The following is a 17,053-nucleotide window of genomic DNA, read 5'->3' as shown; positions in this document are numbered from 1 at the left end:
TCCGATGGTGACTTCAGCAACCCGATCAGTACGCCAGTGAAACGTCCCGGTATGCGGAGTCTGCATCAACTGCTCCCAGCACCTTCGTCCGCACCTCGGGGAGGGTAAGGTCCAACACTCTTAGCTCTCCGTCAATTCGGGAGATTGCTTCGATGCGGTGGAAGTCCTCGCCATAGACCTCGGCAAATCGAGCAAGGCCCCGCAGCTTCGGAAGGGCGTCGGGGAGCCATGAGCCATGCGGGTCAACGATGCTTGCCTGAACTCCCTCAGCCCCTTCGGCGAAGAACAGGAAGTCGGGACGGAGTGAACGCCATGCACCGTGGGCATCCTGGTAGGCGATGCTCATCGAGTCCCGCCCGCCTGTGGGATTCCGGTACCAGGCCACCAAATCACCGCGCTGCAGCTCGGTATCGAGCACTTGGACTTCGTCGGGGTTGAGTTTGCCGATGGGGAACATGCCGTCCTCGTCGGACAGGAGGTGCAGCGGACGCTGGTCGATGACCTCTACCTTCTCACCGAGCGAGCGGCGAGTCTCCTCCTGGCGATTCCTGGGAAGTGCCATCGGGATGAGTTGAGGGTCTGTGCTCATGGCGGCGATCTCCGCATACAAGCTCTGCCGGCTCTCGGGCAGCTTCTTGACCGCCACCCGATGCTTAGTCAGCCACTCGGCCGCCAGTAAGTCTGCTGTCCCTTCCAGGGCGGGTCTCGTCTGCGGCAACATCGACAGTGCGGCTACGCGCACGTGGGCGTCGCGCAGAACGTCTTCGTCGTCGGCTTCTTCGGCCAGGTGGTCAATGTAGGTTCGTGCGATATCAGGTGTCACCACACGCGCACCGTGCCGATAGGCCTCCTGGATAGCCCGTTCGTCAGCCGCTTCGGTCCAAGTCTCGTCCGCGCGCATCCCATATCGCGCGTGGCCACGAACTGTCCCTCCCTCGACTGTGACCACATCTGATTCGGCTCTGGCTACTTCCTTCGAATACTGCGCGGCGAGGCCGTCGAGCACACCGTGGAGCCGCTCGTGTGCCACTCGACCTGCCTCCGGGACAATCCCGTCGGCGGCGAGTGCATGCGCTAGGGCAGTCAGACGCTTCATGGGATTGGCGTGTTTACGAGGAAGAGTCTCTGCGGGCAAGGCGGAGAAGAGCTCCCAGACGAGAGCCGGTACACGCTCGTTAGGAGTCATGAGCTCCGGGTCAATAAGGATACGGGGTCCGATCTCAGGCCCGGCCTCATTGAGGCCGTTGCCCATGATCTCCTCGAGGACTCGGCTCGCGGTGGCCTTATTGAAGCGCGGCAGGATGCACTCGACGCTGTTCAGGACGTCATTGCCTTCGATCCGGCGTGCCAATGGTGTGCGTATCATCCGGCCGAGCAGCTGGGTGATGTGGGTTTCGTCCTCCGCCGGGCGGTACGAGACCATTACTTCCGCGCGAGGACAATCCCACCCTGTGCTGATTGCATCTTTGGCCAGTAGAACCCGGACATAGGTCGCGTCTTGGACTCGCTCGGGCGAGATGTACGGGATGCTGTGGGGGCCAAAAGATTGGGCGGTGTGCTCGCCAAAAACATGCGCGATGGCGTTTGGCCCGATCTCGGGCCATTCGCTCAAGATGACGTCAATAGCAGAGGCGACCTCCGCGGGCGACGGCTTGTTCGGTACCTGCAGCACCAGGAGCGGAGCGACGGGCTCGGGCTCCTTTTGGGCTACGCCGTAGTCGGCCCAGGCTGCCGAGAGTTGCTTCACCTTGCGCACACCCCGCCGGAGCAAGACAGTGTTGAAGTCACCGGTCTCGGCCGGGAAGTCGAGCACGATGTCGTCCTTCAGGAGCCCGGACTCCTGGATGCGGAGGGGATCCACAGTGATCGTCCGCAGGCGGATCCGGTTGTCCTGGACCCCTGCCGCGCTCATCGCCTCCTCGAACCTCTTGACCGTGGCAGAGATTCCCCACACGATCGGCATCGGAGGGACGGATCCATGGCCGTTGATCAGACGTCTCACGATCGTGGGAGTATCCGTGGAAGGCCGCCGGCCCATCCCCCGGTGGGCTTCGTCGAGCACCATGTAGAGGGTGATGTCCTCGTCTTCGATGGTGTTCTTCAGCGTGTCCCAGAAAGTGTACGGAACCATGTCTGGCGTGGATGCCACATCAGACAGCATGCCCAGGTCATCGTGCCCACGTACGAGCAAGCTGTTCTTGGATAGCTTCGACGTGTTGAGGAAGTACACATTGCCGGGCTGGAGCTTCTGGTAGCGGAACGGGTGCTCTACAGTCACGAGGCGATTTCGGAGCCGGTCCGAGGCCTGCTCCAGCCGGTAGCGGGTTTGCTGGTTCAAGGATGGGTCGTCGCTGAACCAGAGCACCACTGCGCCGGGGTCAGCGGCGGCATCGAACTCCTCGCTGCCCCAGAAGAGCGCCTCGATCACGCCGGCCGCCATGACCGTCTTCCCAGCGCCGGTCGTTGCGGTGAGGGCCACCGATGATACGCGCCCACTGGCTCCGCGATAGAACTCGCGCGCGTCGGCCAGTTCCTTCAGAGTGTCGCCGGCGGCGTCGACCTGATAGTCCTTGAGGGTGAAGCGCATTTAGAAGTCACCGTTGCTTTCGCAGTTGCGGAGGTAGTCCTCATAGAGACGGACCGTCTCTATCCCCGGGATCTCATTCGCAACCTGCTGATAGCGGCCCTCGTCGTCTGTGACGATGTAGACGATCCTCACGCGCTCCTTCGCCCGTAGGGCGGCGGCGAAGTCAGCCGAACGATCGAGATCGTTGATGATTCCGTAGTTGTCGGCCACAGCCCATCCGTCCGAGAGCTTCCCGATCAGCTCGCCCTCTGCACCTGCTCGCAGCCAGAGCATCGGTGCGATAGCTGCGAAGGCACGGTCTGTGCTCACCCGCCAAGGGGACTCGTATGTCAGGGTGAAGAAGGCTGCGTTCTCCTTGAAGCCCTCGGCCATTGGGAACTCGTCGGTGAACTTGTAATCACCTTTGATTGGGCTGCCGTCAGGAGTCTGTCCGGTGATCGCCGCACGTAGGCGGGGTTTGGTGATGTAGTCGCAGATGCCCCACTTCTCCCACTCAGGGTCTCCGGGGCGAAGGCCCGCCTTGCGGAGTTGTGCCTGTTCTTCCGCGCCAACCTCATTGTTCGTCACGGAGATGGATACGCGGCGGCCTCCGTCTTGCCTGTTCAGGCGCATCACGGCATGGGCTGTTGTGCCTGATCCGGAGAAGAAGTCGAGGACAACGGCCGATGGTTTGTCCTTGATGAAGAAGCGCAGCGCGTCTTCGACAGCGTACAAGGACTTGGGGAAGGGGAACTTCCGGTCGACAAGGATGTTGTTGAGCAACCGTGATCCATACTGCGTTGCATCGTGCGCATCTAGGTTCCACTGTGTTCCCGGGAGGGTGCTCCGCTCGTCACCGTCGATAGTTGAGGTGATCATCGAGCCGTCTTCACGCCGTCCGATCACCTGGTAGGTTCCGTTGGCAATCTTGGAGCGTTCCCCTGATGCGAGGTAGTAGATCGGCGTTCTACCGGCTGCAAACTTGCCGATTCTCAGGGCACCATCGGCGATGGCTTCGGCGGCTCGCTGTGGTCCTAGCATCCATCGGCCTTCACTCCCGTTCTTCCGCCATGGGAAGACCGCGACCTGACCTTCAGGCACCGGAACGCTGTCCGGGCTGGCATCAAGTGGAAGGGAAGTTCCCACACCCGTAAAGCGGCTGCCATCGGCGCTGATGAAGATTGGATAGAAGTTGCCTGGCGAATCGCGTCGCGTCGCCCCGGACCCAGAGCGACGAAGCAGGTCCCACCGGATCTCGCCCAGATGGGTACGCCCTTTCCTGGTTACCCATTCTGGTCCGAGAGCGAGTGGACTCGGGCCGGCGTCGCCGAGCTTGACGAAGTATGCGAACTCGTCGGAGCGCCCGAATGCTCGGTTCCTGGCGACGGCGGCCGGATTGGTCGCGATGCTTACCATCTGGATGTTCGCCTCTGCGAACGTCTGTTCCAGTAGCAGGCCGAGCCGCAGGTACTCCTTTTCATCGATGGTCACGATGAGAACTGAGGCGTCGGGTTTGAGGAGGCGCTTGGCGAGCTTCAGCCGGCGCTCCATGAAAGCGAGCCACTTGGAGTGTCGGTAGAGATCGTCTCCTTCGACGTAGTCATTGTTGTACTTCCAGTCGCGAGCGCCGGTGTTGTAGGGCGGGTCGATGTAGATCGCATCGATGGCGTGCTCGTGCGTGAACGTCAGTTGCTCGAGAACATGGAAGTTCTCCCCATTGATCACGGTGTGGAAGGGCTTGTCGCCGCCTCGTTCGACAGTGCCGTCCTGGCGCAGGCCTGGGTAGATCCGGTCCCGGAACTCTGCAACGAGAACGAGGTCATCGAGCTGTGCTGTGGAGGATTCGGCCTCCGAGCTGTCGGCGAGGACGAGTTCCACCGAACCACCGGTGATCGCGACAACTTGCCATAGGCGCTGGTCGCCACGCCCCGTTGAACCTCTCGGGGGCAAGACCAGTGGAGTCCAGCAGAGTGGTGTACGACGGACCTGAGTGAGCGCGTGCCTCCAACGTAGGCGCGGCCACCAGGTGGATCCTTCGAGTGATCTCTCACAACCAACCTCGAAGAAGGACACCTTGATGACCGCTGTGCCCAGTATCGACCCTGCCGAGTTCCTGACCGAGCAGCTGTCCCAGGCGAGCCCGGATCTGATGCGGGACCTGCTCACCACGTTCGTCAACGCCCTGCTCTCCGCGCAGGCCGACGCGGTGTGCGGCGCCGGCTACGGCGAACGGACCCCGGAGCGGGTCAACTCCCGCAACGGCTACCGCCACCGCGACCTCGACACCCGTGTCGGCACCCTCGACGTCGCGGTCCCCAAGCTCCGCACCGGCAGCCTCTACCCGGACTGGCTCCTGGAGCGCCGCAAGCGGGCCGAGCGTGCACTGACGTCGGTGGTGGCGACCTGCTACCTGCTCGGCGTCTCCACCCGGCGGATGGACAAGTTGGTGCAGACCCTCGGGATCACCGGCTTGTCGAAGTCGCAGGTCTCGGTGATGGCCAAGGAACTTGATGAGCACGTCGAGCAGTTCCGCACCCGCAGGCTCGAGGACGCCGGGCCGTTCACGTTCGTCGCCGCCGACGCCCTCGTACTCAAGGTCCGCGAAGGCGGACGAGTGGTGCCGGTGCACGTGCTGGTCGCGACCGGCGTCAACGCCGACGGGCACCGCGAGATCCTCGGCGTCCAGGTCACTTCGAGCGAAGACGGGGCCGGCTGGCTCGCGTTCTTCCGCGACCTGACCGCCCGCGGCCTGACCGGCGTCAAGCTCGTCACCAGCGACGCCCACGCCGGCCTCGTGTCCGCGATCGGCGCCACGCTGCCGGGTGCCGCGTGGCAGCGGTGCCGCACCCACTACGCAGCGAACCTCATGAGCCAGACCCCGAAGTCGTCCTGGGGCTGGGTCAAGGCGTTGTTGCACTCGATCTACGACCAGCCCGACGCCGAGGCCGTGCACGCCCAGTTCGACCGTGTCGTCGACGCCCTGGCCGAGAAGCTCCCCAACGTGGCTGAGCACCTCGAAGAGGCCCGCGCGGACATCCTAGCGTTCACCGCGTTCCCGAAGGAGATCTGGCGCCAGATCTGGTCGAACAACCCCAACGAGCGGCTCAACCGGGAGATCCGTCGCCGTACCGACGTGGTCGGGATCTTCCCCGACCGCCCCTCGATCATCCGGCTCGTCGGCGCGGTCCTGGCCGAGCAGCACGACGAGTGGGCCGAAGGCCGCCGCTACCTCGGACTCGACGTCCTCGCCCGCGCACAGGCCGTCGACACCGGCGTCGCCGAGGAGGTGACCGCCGAGCTTCAGGCCCTCACGGCCTAACCGACACGCCCAACCGAGGGATCAACCTCGTACACCACCCCATCGGACTTGACCGCAGCGAGCCAGCGGCCCGGCCCAGGTCAGGTAGGTAGATGAAGTGAGCCTCGTGGTGGCCCGACGACGTCGGGAAACAGCCTGCGAGTCCAATGCGACAGTCGTCGGTAGACGTACCGGTCCGGCCGGTCCGGGACGTCTCCTCCATGTAGCCGTCCCTCGAGCCCATACGAGCCTCCGCGCCGTCCCTGGGCCGCACGAGCGGCAGAAGGCAGTACGGACCAGGGCCGAACCAGCCAAGGCGCCGGGGCGTCCGGCCGTCGGGCCACCAGGAAGCTCACTTCCCTCACGCGTCGTTCGAGTAGTGGACAATCTCAACTGCCTGTAAAGCAGTCGGCTTCGGCCTTCGTAGGTTCGAATCCTGCACGACGCACCCGGCCCGAAAGGGCCTGATCCCCGTTGGTGTAACCGGCAGCACGACCAGCTCTGGACTGGTTAGTCGAGGTTCGAATCCTTGGCGGGGAGCTCAGCTGCGCCTCCTGCGCGGCACCATCTTGGCTGACGCTGAGACGCCCTTTCCGGGCAGACTCGCGAGGCCATTCTTCGTAGCGGAGTAGAGGAGCTAGGCCGTCCTCGCGGGCCTCATAAGCCCGAGATCGCCAGTTCAAATCTGGCCTCCGCCACCACTCTTCCCGGTCCTGCACCGGTGTTCCTGGCCGTTCCGACGGCCTGCTTGAAGCGAGTGTCCGGCGACGCCTTGGGTCTCATAAGCCCGACGGTCCTGGTTCGAATCCAGGCCTCGCTACCAATCTTTCTTTCCCGCAAGCCCCTCTAGCTCAATTGGCAGAGCAGGCGACTCTTAATCGCAAGGTTCCCGGTTCGAGTCCGGGGAGGGGTACGCAGTGCGCTCGTCGCACTTCTTGGAGGAGCCAGCCAATAGCCGGCGATGGCACCCGTCTCGAAAACGGTATGTCCGAAAGGGCGTGCGAGTTCGACCCTCGCCTCCTCCGCCAGGCGCCTTCGGGTGCCGCTTGCGCTCGTAGCTCAGCTAGGTAGAGCACCCGGTTGTCAGCCGGAAGGCCGCCGGTTCAAGTCCGGTCGGGCGCGCCAGAACCACCCGGTTCTCAGCACCATCCGCACCACCTTGTCCGTCACCACCTCGAGTGCCCGGAAGGAGGGCCGCTGAGATGACCAACCCCGGAGCCGTCGCGCTCCTCAACGCCACCAACGAGCCGTTCGGGCACATCCCGTTCCCGCAGGCCGTCCGCATGCTCTTCCGCGGCGTCGCCGAGGTCGTGGTCGCCGACACCAGCCGCGCACCCATCGGACCGCACCCGTGGCCCAAGGTCATGCGTCTGCTCCGCAAGGTCATGGAGACCTGGCTCGACCGGCCGGCCGCCTGGCACCGCGGCGGCGTCTTCATCCGCGACCGGCACCGGTGCGCCTACTGCGGCGCCAAGGCCACCACCATCGACCACATCGTCCCGCGCTCCCGCGGCGGCAACTGGTCGTACACCAACTGCGTGGCCGCCTGCGAGACGTGCAACTTCGACAAGGCCGACCGGACTCCCCAGGAGGCCGGCATGGTCCTCAAGTACGCCTGGCCGTATGTCCCCACCATCGCTGAGCTCCGGGCCCTGGCCCGCGCCGAGCGGTGACCACCAACGATGAGTCGTCAGCCGCTCGATAGGCGGTGCAGATGACGGGCCCGTCCTGACGCTGCGGGCCCTACCTCGACATGCCGGGCGACTTGGTACCCCGCGCTGCACGTCGAGGTTCAACGGCGCCGGAGGCATCCGGTGTCCAGGCGTCATTCCTGCCCCCGTCGTCTAGCGGCCCAGGACCCCGGCTTCTCAAGCCGGTAGCGCCGGTTCGAATCCGGTCGGGGGTACCCAGAACGACGCCGACGGCTACACCGGCCGGCCGGCGTCGTCACCAGCAGGCAGGCACTGCGCACCCCACCGCGGGGTGCACCGTGACTGCACGATGGCCCTGTAGCGCAGTTGGTTAGCGCGCCGCCCTGTCACGGCGGAGGTCGCCGGTTCGAGCCCGGTCAGGGTCGCCATCACCACCCACCCAGCTGCCGGCTTACGTCGGAGAGCGAACAACGAAGGAGGCCAGCCGTGGCGAAGATCAGCAGCTCCAGCATCAAGCTGACCCGCGAGGAGGAGCTCGCCATCCGCGACCGCGCCCTCATCGGCAGCCCCTACCGGTGCGACCACTTCGCCGCCGGCACCCGGGTCACCATCGCCAACGAGACGTACGACGTCCTCGAGGCCGACGCGACCCGCACCACGCTGCGTCTGCGCGCAGCCGACGGCAGCGAACGCACCGTCCTGCGCGCCGGCTCCTGACGCCGGCCGCCCACGTTCCTGCCCCCGTCGTCTAGCGGCCCAGGACCCCGGATTTTCAATCCGGTGGCGCCAGTTCGAATCTGGTCGGGGGAGCCACTGCTGCGCAGCCGCTTGGAGGTGACTGCGTGCATGACGGAGGCGCGCACGGTGCCCGGCATGAACAGCCTCCGCATCGTGACCCGCCTGGCCGTCGCCGGCGGCATCGTCGCCATCATCGGCATGCTGATCGCCGTCAACGAGACGTTCCAGCTCGCTACCGGCGACTACAGCCCGGGCGTCTACACGACAGGCGTGTGGCTGATGTTCCTCGGCTGCGCGGCCGCGATCGCGATGCAGCTGCGCCGCGAGACCCTCATGGACCGCGACCGCGACAACCGCCCGGTCCGCGTCGAGGTCTCCCGATGACGCCCACGACGCCCGACCAGGTCGTCGACGCGCGGGCCGCGCTAGAGGACCGAAGCGCCGGCCGCTGGTGCTCCGAGTGCCGCGAGCACGGAAGCCACCACACCGACCGGCACGCCGAGTTCGTACCCGTTCTGCACACCCCCGAGGAGGCCGCAGCCGGGCCGCAGCCGGTGCGCCGCGCTCACCGCGCGGCCGCCATTGTCGTCTGTGCACTGGGCCTGCTCATCGAGGCCACCTTCCTGGCCCGGATGCTCACGCTCCTCGGCGACCTGCAGCTGCTGGAGGCCGTCGCCCTCACCCCGTTCGTCGTCATCGGCGCCGTCGTGACCCTCGTCGGGCTTCAGTGGCTCGACTGGGCCGACCCCGAGACCGACGGCCCCTCCACGAACGGAGCGGAGTCCTGGTGAGCGGCTGGTGGATGCTCGCGGCACTGCCGCCGGCCGCGGTGGCCATCTACGGTGCGCACGTCAAGAACGTCATCGTCGCGCTCCTCGGGCTGGCTGTGACCCTCGCGGTCATGGTCGGCGTCACCTACGGCGACCTTCGGGCCTTCCAGGAAGAGCGCGCCGCGCGGTACGCCGAGCAGAAGGCCGACGTCGCCGCGGTCTACGAAGCGGTCGAGGCCAAGTACGACGTCGACGTCGAGCCGCATGGCTACCCCGGCAACACGTACGAGACGTGGACCATCGACGGCGTCGAGCAGACCTGCCGGCTCGCCGGCAACGACCTCGAGGAGAACGCCGAGGACCCAGTCCTCACGTGCGTCGTCGACGAGTCCGAGATCCCGTCCTCAGAGGTAGCGCGGTGAACCCGACCAAGCTCACCCACGCCGACACCGGAGTCCGCCCCGCCTGGCATCAGGCCGCCGAGAACGTGCTCTGCGCGCTGGCCCTGGCCCTGCTGCTCGGCAGCTTCGGGCGGATGGTCTGGCAACTCATCCACCTCGAGCTGGTCGGCCTGGCCTGGACTGCCGCGCTGGCCTGGGCTGCCGCAGCCGGCGTGGTCCTCGCGCTCGGGGCCGTCGAGGGGGTGGACTACCGGCTCGCCGCCCGCCGGCGGGCGGCTGCGCTACCCGCGCAGCGTCACCTCACCGTCGTGCGGTGACAGGCCCTGCTGTCTTCCGCGGTGACCATTGCGGCTGCGGCCGCACCCGGCACCATCCGTTCAGCAGCACCCGGCCGCTCCGCGCGGCCACACCTGGGGCCTTGGCGCAATTGGTAGCGCAACTCCTTTGCAAGGAGAAGGCTGGGGGTTCGAGTCCCCCAGGCTCCACAAGACGGTGTCCGGCCCGCAACACGCGGTGACCGGCGCCGGCAGCTCCCCTCCCGGGTGACTCCTGGGGGACGGGGCGCCTGACCCGGCGCGGGCTCCAATTGGGGTTCGTGTCGCGTTAGCCGGAGGGGGCTAGTCACCCGCGCTCCGACCCAGGCCGCCGTAGCTCAGTTGGTAGAGCGCACCCATGGTAAGGGTGAGGTCCTCGGTTCGATCCCGAGTGGTGGCTCCAAGCCCGCGCACCCCCGGCTCCGGCCGGGCCGTGTTGCTCACGCCGAAAGGCGGTCCCCGAGCGTGAAGCTGCGTTCAACGAAAGCGGGTAGGGGACTAGCTGTGCGGATGTAGCTCAGTTGGCAGAGCGCGACTCTTCCAAAGTCGATGTCGCGAGTTCGAATCTCGTCATCCGCTCCAAGGCCGAAAGGCCCTGCCCCGCGCCCCCTTGGCGGAATGGCAGACGCGCCGGCCTCAGGTGCCGGTGTCCTTCGGGACGTGGGAGTTCGACTCTCTCAGGGGGCACGCCGGGCAGAGGGTTCCCGTCGACATCGTGCGGCATTGCCGAGGCGAGAACGACAGGCACCATCTGTCCAGTCCCGAGCTCCGCCGAGCCCGGGGAAGTGGAACCCGGGAAGCTCCCGTCGTAGACGGGGTCCTGGCAACGCGAACCGAACGAGGCGCCGAACGCCGACGAGGATGCTTGACACCTCGCCGGCACCCAGCACCTTCTCACTCACGACGCGAAGAGGCCGCCAGTCTTAGGCTGGGGAAGGCCTCCACCGTCAGGCACTGAGGCACCCGGGTAGCCACCCGGTAGTGGGCTCGCAGCCAACAGTTGCTCCCGACTGACTGAGACGGACCCCGGAAGGCCTTCCGGACCGTCGCCCAGGGAGGGTCTGGTCCCGGATGAGCCCCGTGTGGGGGAGGGACAGCTAGAGGAACGGCACACCCACCGACTAGATCGGGAGACGTGCCCACGCCGGAGCTCCAGGTTGGCACCTGGAAGGGTCCGGAGCCTGGGGATGTAGCTCAGCTGGTAGAGCGCGCGCATGGCATGCGTGAGGTCAGGGGTTCGAGTCCCCTCTTCTCCACCACTCGTCGCCCACGTGGCGAAGGAGTAGCGGAGCCCCTCCCGGGGGCTCCAGCCAGACGGGACTGCCAACGCGGGAACCGTCACCCGGACCAGGCACTGCGCAAGCGGGACGCCCGGACGGGGAGCCGGCCAGTTGGTCGGAAGCAGAGGAGTTCGCCGGCTGGCGAGCTCCTCTGACTGCTTCCCGGGCCACCCCCTCACCGCCCTCCGCGCCGGGGCAGGGCTCGTGGGCCGTGACCTCCGGCACAGGACCTCCCACAAGGAGGCTCACCGTGACCGTCACCATCACCCACCCCGGCGCCCGGCTGCTCGCGCCCGCCCTGGACACCCTCGCCGACGTCGTCGCCGGCGACTGGACCACCGCCGCCCGCCTGTGCGCGAACAAGATGACCGACCCGGCCGCCGCCGAGCTCGCGCTCGAGGTGGCCGCCGTGCACGCCGGCGTCACCCGCATCCCGCGCCAGCCGTACGCCTACCGGGCCCACCACCGCTTCCTCGTCATCGACGAGCACCACGCGGTCGTCGCAGCCGCCCTCGACCTCCACATGCGCCTGTGGCTCGGCGCGTGGGACACCCTCGAGCAGGTCGCCCCGTCCGGCGCGAAGCCGCTGCCCGGCTGGAACGCGACGAAGCTGCTCAAGCTCCGCTCCGAGCACCAGGTGCCCGGCGGGTGGGCCCGCAAGCCGTACGCCCTCACCAGCCTGTTCCTCGCCCCGCCGGCCGCGCAGCTGGCGCACCAGGTGCTCGTCGAGCTCGGCGCCGCGACCATGCGGCCCGTCCCGGTCGCTGGAGGCCCGGCCGTCGTCCGCGTCAGCTGAAGCACTCCGCCCCGAGGGGTGTGAGGAAGAGGCGGTTGGACAGTCCGAGCTCTAAAGTAAAGAGCCTATGCGGACTACTTGGATCTCGGCCTCGGCAGCAGCTTGGACGTTCGGCGGACTCGCAGCAGTTCTCGGCTTCGCCCTCTCGCCCGTCCCCACGGACGTCCCCCTCGGGACCGCGGCCCTCGTCGCGTCCCAGCACGACAGCCGGTGGGTGGTGTCCATCTTCCTGCTCTTCGCCTCCGCGATCGGCATGTGCTTCGGCGTGCGCGCCATCGGCTTCCTGCTGCGCGACGCCAGCGGGTTCATCGCCTGGAACACCGCCATCGCCTACATCGTCGGCTCGGTCGGCATGGGCGGCCAGGCCATGATGCTCGCGTTCGTGCGAGCGCTCGTGAACGCCGACCGGAGCAACACCTACGTGCTCGACGTCATCAGCGCCGACCTGGTCCTGAACGTCCTGCTGCTCACCTGGAGCGCCGGCCTGTTCGCCGGGCTCCTCCTTCTCGCCGTCGGGCTGTGGCGGGCAGACGCGACGCCGCGGTGGATCCCCGCCGCGTTCCTCGCCTTCGTCGTCAGCCAGTTCCTGAACCTGCCCGGCGGCATGGTCGTCGACACGCTGCAGTTCGCGCTGCTGGCCGTCTGCATCGCCGGCGCCAGCTTCTGCGTGCACCAGCAGACCCGCCAGCTCGACGCCGTCGAGGCAGCGCAGCTCAGCACCTCCGTCCGGGTAGCCCCGGACCCCATCGCCCGCCACTGAGCGGGCCTAGAACGAGCCGCCCGCGCACCGTTGTGTGCTCGGCCGGCCTCATGCGGACGTAGCTCAAGCTGGCAGAGCGTCTCGTTGCCAACGAGAAGGTTTGCGGGTTCGAGCCCCGCCGTCCGCTCTCTAGTGCGTGCCCCGCTGGCAGTGGGCAGCACCTCGAGGAGAGCCCGTGCCAGCGGGACGCCTCGAGCGCGACGAGGGCGTCGCAAGCTGAAGACCGGCGGGAAGTGGTTGTCCTCCCGACTTGGAAGGCCAGCCAGCCCCAAGGGAGCACCCGTTCGACTCGCGGTGCCGTCGGCACGGAAGCTCGTGCACGCCCTCGTCGATGATCTTCCGGCCCCGCCATCAACGGGGCCGGCGCGGGAGCCGTCGGGTCCTAGGCCCACCCCGACGCCCCGCACCCCGCCCGCCTGCTGGAACCAGGTAGACAGGCACGGTTGAGGGCCGTGTGCGCTTCGGCGCGTGAGGGTTCGACTCCCTCGGTGGGCACCACATCTCCTGGCCCCGGTGGCGCAACCGGACAGCGCGGCCGACTTCTAATCGGCGGGTTCCGGGTTCGAGTCCCGGCCGGGGCGCCACCCTAGAGGCGGCGGGTCAGCGGTTGTCGCCGGAGCCCTGCAGCACGCCGCGGTCCTTGCGGCTCGCGAGCTTCACAGCGTTCGCCGCGACCGTGTCGTGCGGGTCCAGTCCGTACGCCGCGTGGACCTTCAGCCAGGCACCCACGAGGGCGGTGAGCCGGTCGACGAGCAGCGCACGCCGCTCGGACGACATGGTCCCGGCGTCGTCGCGCATGAGCTTCTTGATGACCTCCTGGACCCGGCCGGCCACGACGACCTGACCGCAGACCGCGGACACGACGTCGTTGTACCCGCCGAGCTGTTCGAGGTCCTCGGAGTACATCGGCCACACCAGTCCGAGCTCGGAGTGGAAGCGAGCGAGGTACCAGGCGACGTCGCCGAGCTCCTTGGCCATCCCGTCGGTGTCGCCGGCCAGCGCCTTCTCGACGACCTCCGAGCACTCGCCGCCGAGGCCGAGGCTGACGTACGCCAGAGCGGCTGCGGAGCCGGTGTCGGCGTGGGGGTAGATGGCCGTCGAGGCCGCGGCCTCCATGTACTCGTCGAACTGCATGCTGGTGCTCTTCCGTCTGGTCCGGATGGGAGAGCTGACGGTCCCGATCGGGACCCGCCCGGCAACCCGCGCGGGCAGGGGCACTGCCCTCCCAGGGCGACCGACCACAGTCACGCGCATGGGAGTTCTGACGTGGTCCGACGACCAGCTACGTGAGGCAGTTCGGTCGGCGACGTCTTACTCAGGGGTTCTGCGTAACCTCGGCTTGCGCGGCAAAGAGACGAAGTCCCTGAAACGCCACATCACCCGCTTGGAGCTCTCGACAGAGCACTTCAAGCCGGTGCGGAGCTACTCAGATGAACAGCTCAAGGAGGCTGTGGCAGCATCCCTGACCGTGTCGGAGGTCCTCCGTCGCCTTGGGATGACGCCACGGGGAGGAAGCCACGCTCACGTCTCCAAACGCATCCAGCGGATGGGTCTGGACAACAGCCACTTTGTGGGGTCGCAGCGGGGGCCGGTAGATGGCGTGAGCTGGAACCGGAAGACTCCTGCGGACATCCTCGTCCGCAAGCCCGCGGGTTCGCCCAGGACCGCGACCAGCCAGCTGAAGCGCGCACTCCTCGAGTCCGGAGAGCCGCACGAGTGCGCCGAGTGCGGCACAGGACCCGTGTGGCAAGGCCGCCCCTTGACGCTGCAGGTAGAGCACAAGGACGGAGACGCAGCCAACTGCTTGCGAGAGAACCTCTGCTTCCTTTGCCCCAACTGCCATACCCAGACTCCCACGTACGCCCGGAAGAAGAACCCGGGCTAGCAGCGGACACAGCCCGCGCATAGGGAAGCGGCCATCCCATCCGCTTTGGGCGCGGAAGACCCTCGGTTCGAGTCCGAGTGCGCGGACGAGCGGTGCCGTCAGCAACGACGGCAACCCCGGGTGATCGCCGGGGTGGGGAAGCCCACCGCAGCTCTCCACCGCCCTGCACGGGTGGTGTCGCCGGCCAGGTCAGGCCGGCATCACGAAGGGGTGTAGCTCAGGTGGTTAGAGCGCTTCTCTGATAAAGAAGAGGCCCGCGGTTCAACTCCGCGCATCCCTACCAACGCCAGACCACCCCTCCTCGGGTGAGGAGAGGCCGGTCTGGGACAGCGGGCGTCAGCGCAGCTCGATGGCCGCGAGGAGCGGCCGGTGGTCGCTGCGGTACCCGCCGAGGCTCTTGTGCTTCACGAAGGCAGCTGCGCTCTGGCGGCCCAGCCACACGTAGTCGATGTAGCGGTTGCCGTGCGTCGGAGCGACACTGCCGAGGCCGAGTGCCTCGTACGACGAGGTGGCGTACTGGCCGATGCGCTGCACGTACTTCGGGTGCTGAACCCGAACGTCGGCGGCGTAGTTCCAGTTGAAGTCGCCAGTGCCGACGGCGGTGCCCTCAGCAGTGCGGTACAGCTTGGCGACCTTCCGGATGGCGCGGCGGGCGACCTTCGCGTTGGCGTTGTTCGCCGGAGTGCCCGGGCGCGCGTGGTCCTCGATGCCGGGGACGATGTGGGCGTTGATGACCGTGACGAGCTTCCCGGTCGCGCGGTGCCGCAGCTGCACGACGTGCGCGGCACGAGCGGTCCAGTGGTAGCCCTTCCGGTGGCCCGCACGAGCGCTGTTCAGGCGCTCGACTCGAGAGCCGACGAGCTCGAAGGTCGACTGGCGGAACGAGATCGGGACGCCCGCGGAGCCGGCCTGCTTGACCGTCCGCCAACCGTCGACGCCGTTGAACCAGTCGCGGTTCCGGTCGGCCTCCTGCCAGCCGATGATGTCGATCTGCGAGCGGCGCATGATGGCCGAGCGGTCGCGGATGATGTTCGACGCCCGCATGTAGCGGTTGATGTTGACCGACGCGATCGTGAAGGTGCGCGAGTTGCCCTTGATGGAGCTCGTCGTCACCGGCTCCGGCTCGACCGGCTCAGTGACCTCGTCCTCGCTGCCCTCCTGATCCCAGTCCTGGTCCCAGTCGTCGCCCCCGTCGTGGCTGCCGGCCTGCGCGTCCTGGCAGAACCGGATCAGGTGGTCCGGGAGCTGCAGGCAGTCGACGCCGGTCCAGTCGTACGGGCCGTGACCGCCCGGGTGCGCGTTGGCCGCCGGGGGCTGCAGGAGCGTGCCGCCGAGTACGGCGAGGAACACGACGCCGATGACGGCGCGGAGGGCGGAACGGACGGGGGAGGGGGAGCTGAGGTTGAACGCATGGTCCTGGTATCGGACCGGCCGGATCCCCCTCAATAGTCAGAATTGACTAGGGTGCGTGGCCTGCGTCACCCCGCTCTCGAGCGGCTCTGGCCGCCACCGCGGCGGTCACGTCGCGCTGCAGGTCGACGTCGTCGGCCGGCACACCTCGCAGCTTTGACAGCACCGCGACGAGCAGCTCTCGCAGCTCGTCGTCGCCGAACCGGTCCTCCTCGAGGGCACGCTTCATCCTCATCTCGTCCTCCATCTCGGGCCACGGCCCGCCGGAGGGCACCCATCGCGGCGCCCCTCACCTACTACGTGCGGGGCTCTGACACCGGCGTGTGGCGCAACCTGGCGGCGCAGCTCCATGACGCGGAGAAGGTTGGGGGTTCGAGTCCCTCCACGCCGACCACCCCGCCCAGGCGGGAGCACACCGGCCTGTAGCTCAGCCTGGCTAGAGCGCCCGTTTCACGCGCGGGATGTCGGGGTTCAAATCCCTCCGGGCCGACCAGCAGTACCCCGGAACGTGAGCATCGTCGGGGCGTGGCGCAGCTTGGTAGCGCGCCTCGTTCGGGACGAGGAGGCCGCAGGTTCAAATCCTGTCGCCCCGACCGTGTTCACGTTCCACCCCGAGGGCTTGTAGCTCAGATGGTAAGAGCGCCGGCGTGAAGCACCGGAGGTCGCAGACTCGACCCCTGCCAGGCCCACAGGACGCCGCTCCCGCGTCCAGTCGTCCCCACCCGGGCCGACCCTACGGGAGCAACGATCCCCGGTAGCTCAATTGGCAGAGCAGCCGACTGTTAATCGGCAGGTTCCTGGTTCGAGTCCAGGTCGGGGAGCCACGCTGTCGCGGACGTTGACGACGTCACCGATGGCACACTGAGGGGGTGGCTGGCGAGTACCTGAAGGTCGTGACGCCGCCCATCGCCGAACGCCCCTCGGTGCTCGTCGAGCAAGGCGGGCGCTGGTACATGGGCGAGCTGCGCCAGTGGATGCAGCTGCACGATCAGAGCTGGAAGGCGCAGGTGCAGTGGCACCGGGAGCCCGGCTCGACCTTCATCAGCGACTTCCCAGCCGACCGGGTCGTCGAGCACACCGCGGAGACCGACGTACGGCTCCCGGAAGGCGAGCGGTACTGGCCGGACGGCCCAGACGCCCCGCCCCGGTCACCGCACTCCCTCCGCAGCTGACCGACCACCGG

Annotated in this window: 16 protein-coding genes and 21 tRNA genes; 32 read left to right on the top strand and 5 right to left on the bottom strand. The window is 67.3% G+C overall.

All coding sequences use genetic code 11. The annotated features are described in order from the left end of the window. Positions 1-25: 25 nt before the first annotated feature. Both ACNAOU_RS22750 and ACNAOU_RS22745 read right to left on the bottom strand, forming a co-directional pair. A complete protein-coding gene (locus ACNAOU_RS22750) occupies positions 26-2,587 on the bottom strand; it encodes a DEAD/DEAH box helicase (RefSeq protein ID WP_422758809.1) in 2,562 nt (853 codons plus the stop codon). Further along, complete coding sequence (locus ACNAOU_RS22745) at positions 2,588-4,444, bottom strand: site-specific DNA-methyltransferase (protein WP_422758808.1); 1,857 nt, start codon at positions 4,442-4,444, stop codon at positions 2,588-2,590. A 199-nt stretch (positions 4,445-4,643) separates the two neighbouring features. Here ACNAOU_RS22745 and ACNAOU_RS22740 point away from each other — a divergent pair, with 199 nt between their 5' ends. The 24 genes from ACNAOU_RS22740 (at position 4,644) to ACNAOU_RS22625 (ending at position 13,159) form a co-directional block, all read left to right on the top strand. Further along, a complete protein-coding gene (locus tag ACNAOU_RS22740; RefSeq protein WP_422758807.1) occupies positions 4,644-5,885 on the top strand; it encodes an IS256 family transposase in 1,242 nt (413 codons plus the stop codon). 344 nt (positions 5,886-6,229) lie between these two features. Beyond that, positions 6,230-6,312 (top strand) — tRNA-Tyr (locus ACNAOU_RS22735). Positions 6,313-6,486: 174 nt separating this feature from the next. Then, positions 6,487-6,565 (top strand) — tRNA-Met (locus ACNAOU_RS22730). A gap of 139 nt (positions 6,566-6,704) precedes the next feature. Then, positions 6,705-6,777 (top strand) — tRNA-Lys (locus tag ACNAOU_RS22725). A gap of 24 nt (positions 6,778-6,801) precedes the next feature. Then, positions 6,802-6,892 (top strand) — tRNA-Ser (locus ACNAOU_RS22720). A 20-nt stretch (positions 6,893-6,912) separates the two neighbouring features. Next, positions 6,913-6,989 (top strand) — tRNA-Asp (locus tag ACNAOU_RS22715). 77 nt (positions 6,990-7,066) lie between these two features. Then, a complete protein-coding gene (locus ACNAOU_RS22710; protein WP_422758806.1) occupies positions 7,067-7,537 on the top strand; it encodes an HNH endonuclease in 471 nt (156 codons plus the stop codon). 160 nt (positions 7,538-7,697) lie between these two features. Next, positions 7,698-7,770 (top strand) — tRNA-Glu (locus ACNAOU_RS22705). A 97-nt stretch (positions 7,771-7,867) separates the two neighbouring features. Beyond that, positions 7,868-7,944, top strand: a tRNA-Asp gene (locus ACNAOU_RS22700). 58 nt (positions 7,945-8,002) lie between these two features. Further along, the gene (locus ACNAOU_RS22695) at positions 8,003-8,233 is read left to right on the top strand and encodes a hypothetical protein (protein ID WP_422758805.1); all 231 of its coding nucleotides are present in this window, start codon (positions 8,003-8,005) and stop codon (positions 8,231-8,233) included. A gap of 129 nt (positions 8,234-8,362) precedes the next feature. Then, a complete protein-coding gene (locus tag ACNAOU_RS22690; RefSeq protein WP_422758804.1) occupies positions 8,363-8,638 on the top strand; it encodes a hypothetical protein in 276 nt (91 codons plus the stop codon). After that, complete coding sequence (locus tag ACNAOU_RS22685) at positions 8,635-9,045, top strand: hypothetical protein (protein ID WP_422758803.1); 411 nt, start codon at positions 8,635-8,637, stop codon at positions 9,043-9,045. Before ACNAOU_RS22690 ends, ACNAOU_RS22685 begins: the two co-directional genes overlap by 4 nt. After that, the gene (locus tag ACNAOU_RS22680; RefSeq protein WP_422758802.1) at positions 9,042-9,446 is read left to right on the top strand and encodes a hypothetical protein; all 405 of its coding nucleotides are present in this window, start codon (positions 9,042-9,044) and stop codon (positions 9,444-9,446) included. Before ACNAOU_RS22685 ends, ACNAOU_RS22680 begins: the two co-directional genes overlap by 4 nt. Beyond that, positions 9,443-9,742: a hypothetical protein gene (locus tag ACNAOU_RS22675; RefSeq protein ID WP_422758801.1), complete on the top strand. Its 300-nt coding sequence runs from the start codon at positions 9,443-9,445 to the stop codon at positions 9,740-9,742. The genes ACNAOU_RS22680 and ACNAOU_RS22675 overlap by 4 nt, the downstream gene beginning before the upstream one ends. A 95-nt stretch (positions 9,743-9,837) precedes the next feature. After that, positions 9,838-9,910: transfer RNA gene (locus tag ACNAOU_RS22670), tRNA-Ala, on the top strand. 156 nt (positions 9,911-10,066) lie between these two features. Next, positions 10,067-10,142: transfer RNA gene (locus ACNAOU_RS22665), tRNA-Thr, on the top strand. Between the two features lie 103 nt (positions 10,143-10,245). After that, positions 10,246-10,321 (top strand) — tRNA-Gly (locus ACNAOU_RS22660). A 22-nt stretch (positions 10,322-10,343) separates the two neighbouring features. Then, positions 10,344-10,426 (top strand) — tRNA-Leu (locus ACNAOU_RS22655). A gap of 496 nt (positions 10,427-10,922) precedes the next feature. Then, positions 10,923-10,998: transfer RNA gene (locus tag ACNAOU_RS22650), tRNA-Ala, on the top strand. Between the two features lie 271 nt (positions 10,999-11,269). Next, positions 11,270-11,815, top strand: a complete 546-nt coding sequence (locus ACNAOU_RS22645; protein ID WP_422758800.1) for a hypothetical protein — start codon at positions 11,270-11,272, stop codon at positions 11,813-11,815. A 67-nt stretch (positions 11,816-11,882) separates the two neighbouring features. Next, the gene (locus ACNAOU_RS22640; protein WP_422758799.1) at positions 11,883-12,575 is read left to right on the top strand and encodes a hypothetical protein; all 693 of its coding nucleotides are present in this window, start codon (positions 11,883-11,885) and stop codon (positions 12,573-12,575) included. A 52-nt stretch (positions 12,576-12,627) separates the two neighbouring features. Then, a tRNA-Gly gene (locus ACNAOU_RS22635) sits at positions 12,628-12,702 on the top strand. A gap of 283 nt (positions 12,703-12,985) precedes the next feature. Continuing rightward, a tRNA-Leu gene (locus ACNAOU_RS22630) sits at positions 12,986-13,073 on the top strand. A 9-nt stretch (positions 13,074-13,082) separates the two neighbouring features. Next, positions 13,083-13,159: transfer RNA gene (locus tag ACNAOU_RS22625), tRNA-Arg, on the top strand. 16 nt (positions 13,160-13,175) lie between these two features. Here the strand turns inward: ACNAOU_RS22625 and ACNAOU_RS22620 are convergent. Then, the gene (locus ACNAOU_RS22620) at positions 13,176-13,793 is read right to left on the bottom strand and encodes a hypothetical protein (protein ID WP_422758798.1); all 618 of its coding nucleotides are present in this window, start codon (positions 13,791-13,793) and stop codon (positions 13,176-13,178) included. A gap of 34 nt (positions 13,794-13,827) precedes the next feature. Between ACNAOU_RS22620 and ACNAOU_RS22615 the strand changes: the two genes are divergently transcribed. The 3 genes from ACNAOU_RS22615 to ACNAOU_RS22605 all read left to right on the top strand — a co-directional run bounded on the left by ACNAOU_RS22615 (position 13,828) and on the right by ACNAOU_RS22605 (position 14,743). Further along, positions 13,828-14,460, top strand: coding sequence for a hypothetical protein (locus ACNAOU_RS22615; protein WP_422758797.1), 633 nt, complete (start codon positions 13,828-13,830; stop codon positions 14,458-14,460). 13 nt (positions 14,461-14,473) lie between these two features. Continuing rightward, positions 14,474-14,546, top strand: a tRNA-Pro gene (locus ACNAOU_RS22610). 120 nt (positions 14,547-14,666) lie between these two features. Beyond that, positions 14,667-14,743 (top strand) — tRNA-Ile (locus ACNAOU_RS22605). A 53-nt stretch (positions 14,744-14,796) separates the two neighbouring features. On the opposite strand, the gene ACNAOU_RS22600 is transcribed toward ACNAOU_RS22605, so the two are convergent. After that, positions 14,797-15,810: a hypothetical protein gene (locus ACNAOU_RS22600; RefSeq protein WP_422758796.1), complete on the bottom strand. Its 1,014-nt coding sequence runs from the start codon at positions 15,808-15,810 to the stop codon at positions 14,797-14,799. A gap of 109 nt (positions 15,811-15,919) precedes the next feature. After that, on the bottom strand, positions 15,920-16,105 hold the full coding sequence (locus ACNAOU_RS22595) for a hypothetical protein (protein ID WP_422758795.1): 186 nt from the start codon (positions 16,103-16,105) through the stop codon (positions 15,920-15,922). Positions 16,106-16,187: 82 nt separating this feature from the next. Here ACNAOU_RS22595 and ACNAOU_RS22590 point away from each other — a divergent pair. The 5 genes from ACNAOU_RS22590 to ACNAOU_RS22570 all read left to right on the top strand — a co-directional run bounded on the left by ACNAOU_RS22590 (position 16,188) and on the right by ACNAOU_RS22570 (position 17,042). After that, positions 16,188-16,264, top strand: a tRNA-Val gene (locus ACNAOU_RS22590). 22 nt (positions 16,265-16,286) lie between these two features. Further along, positions 16,287-16,363: transfer RNA gene (locus ACNAOU_RS22585), tRNA-Val, on the top strand. Between the two features lie 26 nt (positions 16,364-16,389). After that, positions 16,390-16,463: transfer RNA gene (locus ACNAOU_RS22580), tRNA-Pro, on the top strand. Between the two features lie 155 nt (positions 16,464-16,618). Next, positions 16,619-16,694 (top strand) — tRNA-Asn (locus ACNAOU_RS22575). Positions 16,695-16,739: 45 nt separating this feature from the next. Further along, the gene (locus ACNAOU_RS22570) at positions 16,740-17,042 is read left to right on the top strand and encodes a hypothetical protein (protein ID WP_422758794.1); all 303 of its coding nucleotides are present in this window, start codon (positions 16,740-16,742) and stop codon (positions 17,040-17,042) included. Positions 17,043-17,053: the final 11 nt, after the last annotated feature.

Source organism: Paenarthrobacter sp. C1, from assembly GCF_049315185.1.
Taxonomy (GTDB): Bacteria; Actinomycetota; Actinomycetes; order Actinomycetales; family Micrococcaceae; genus Arthrobacter; species Arthrobacter nicotinovorans.
Note: the sequence above shows the minus strand (reverse complement) of the source record. Positions and strands in the feature narration are given on the sequence as shown.

Excerpts from the sequence above, each read along its gene's own strand:
- ACNAOU_RS22690 (WP_422758804.1), top strand. The coding sequence starts at position 8,363 with ATGACGGAGGCGCGCACGGTGCCCGGCATGAACAGCCTCCGCATCGTG.
- ACNAOU_RS22710 (WP_422758806.1), top strand. The coding sequence starts at position 7,067 with ATGACCAACCCCGGAGCCGTCGCGCTCCTCAACGCCACCAACGAGCCG.
- ACNAOU_RS22750 (WP_422758809.1), bottom strand. The coding sequence starts at position 2,587 with ATGCGCTTCACCCTCAAGGACTATCAGGTCGACGCCGCCGGCGACACT.
- ACNAOU_RS22615 (WP_422758797.1), top strand. The coding sequence starts at position 13,828 with ATGGGAGTTCTGACGTGGTCCGACGACCAGCTACGTGAGGCAGTTCGG.
- ACNAOU_RS22740 (WP_422758807.1), top strand. The coding sequence starts at position 4,644 with ATGACCGCTGTGCCCAGTATCGACCCTGCCGAGTTCCTGACCGAGCAG.
- ACNAOU_RS22685 (WP_422758803.1), top strand. The coding sequence starts at position 8,635 with ATGACGCCCACGACGCCCGACCAGGTCGTCGACGCGCGGGCCGCGCTA.
- ACNAOU_RS22640 (WP_422758799.1), top strand. The coding sequence starts at position 11,883 with ATGCGGACTACTTGGATCTCGGCCTCGGCAGCAGCTTGGACGTTCGGC.
- ACNAOU_RS22595 (WP_422758795.1), bottom strand. The coding sequence starts at position 16,105 with ATGAGGATGAAGCGTGCCCTCGAGGAGGACCGGTTCGGCGACGACGAG.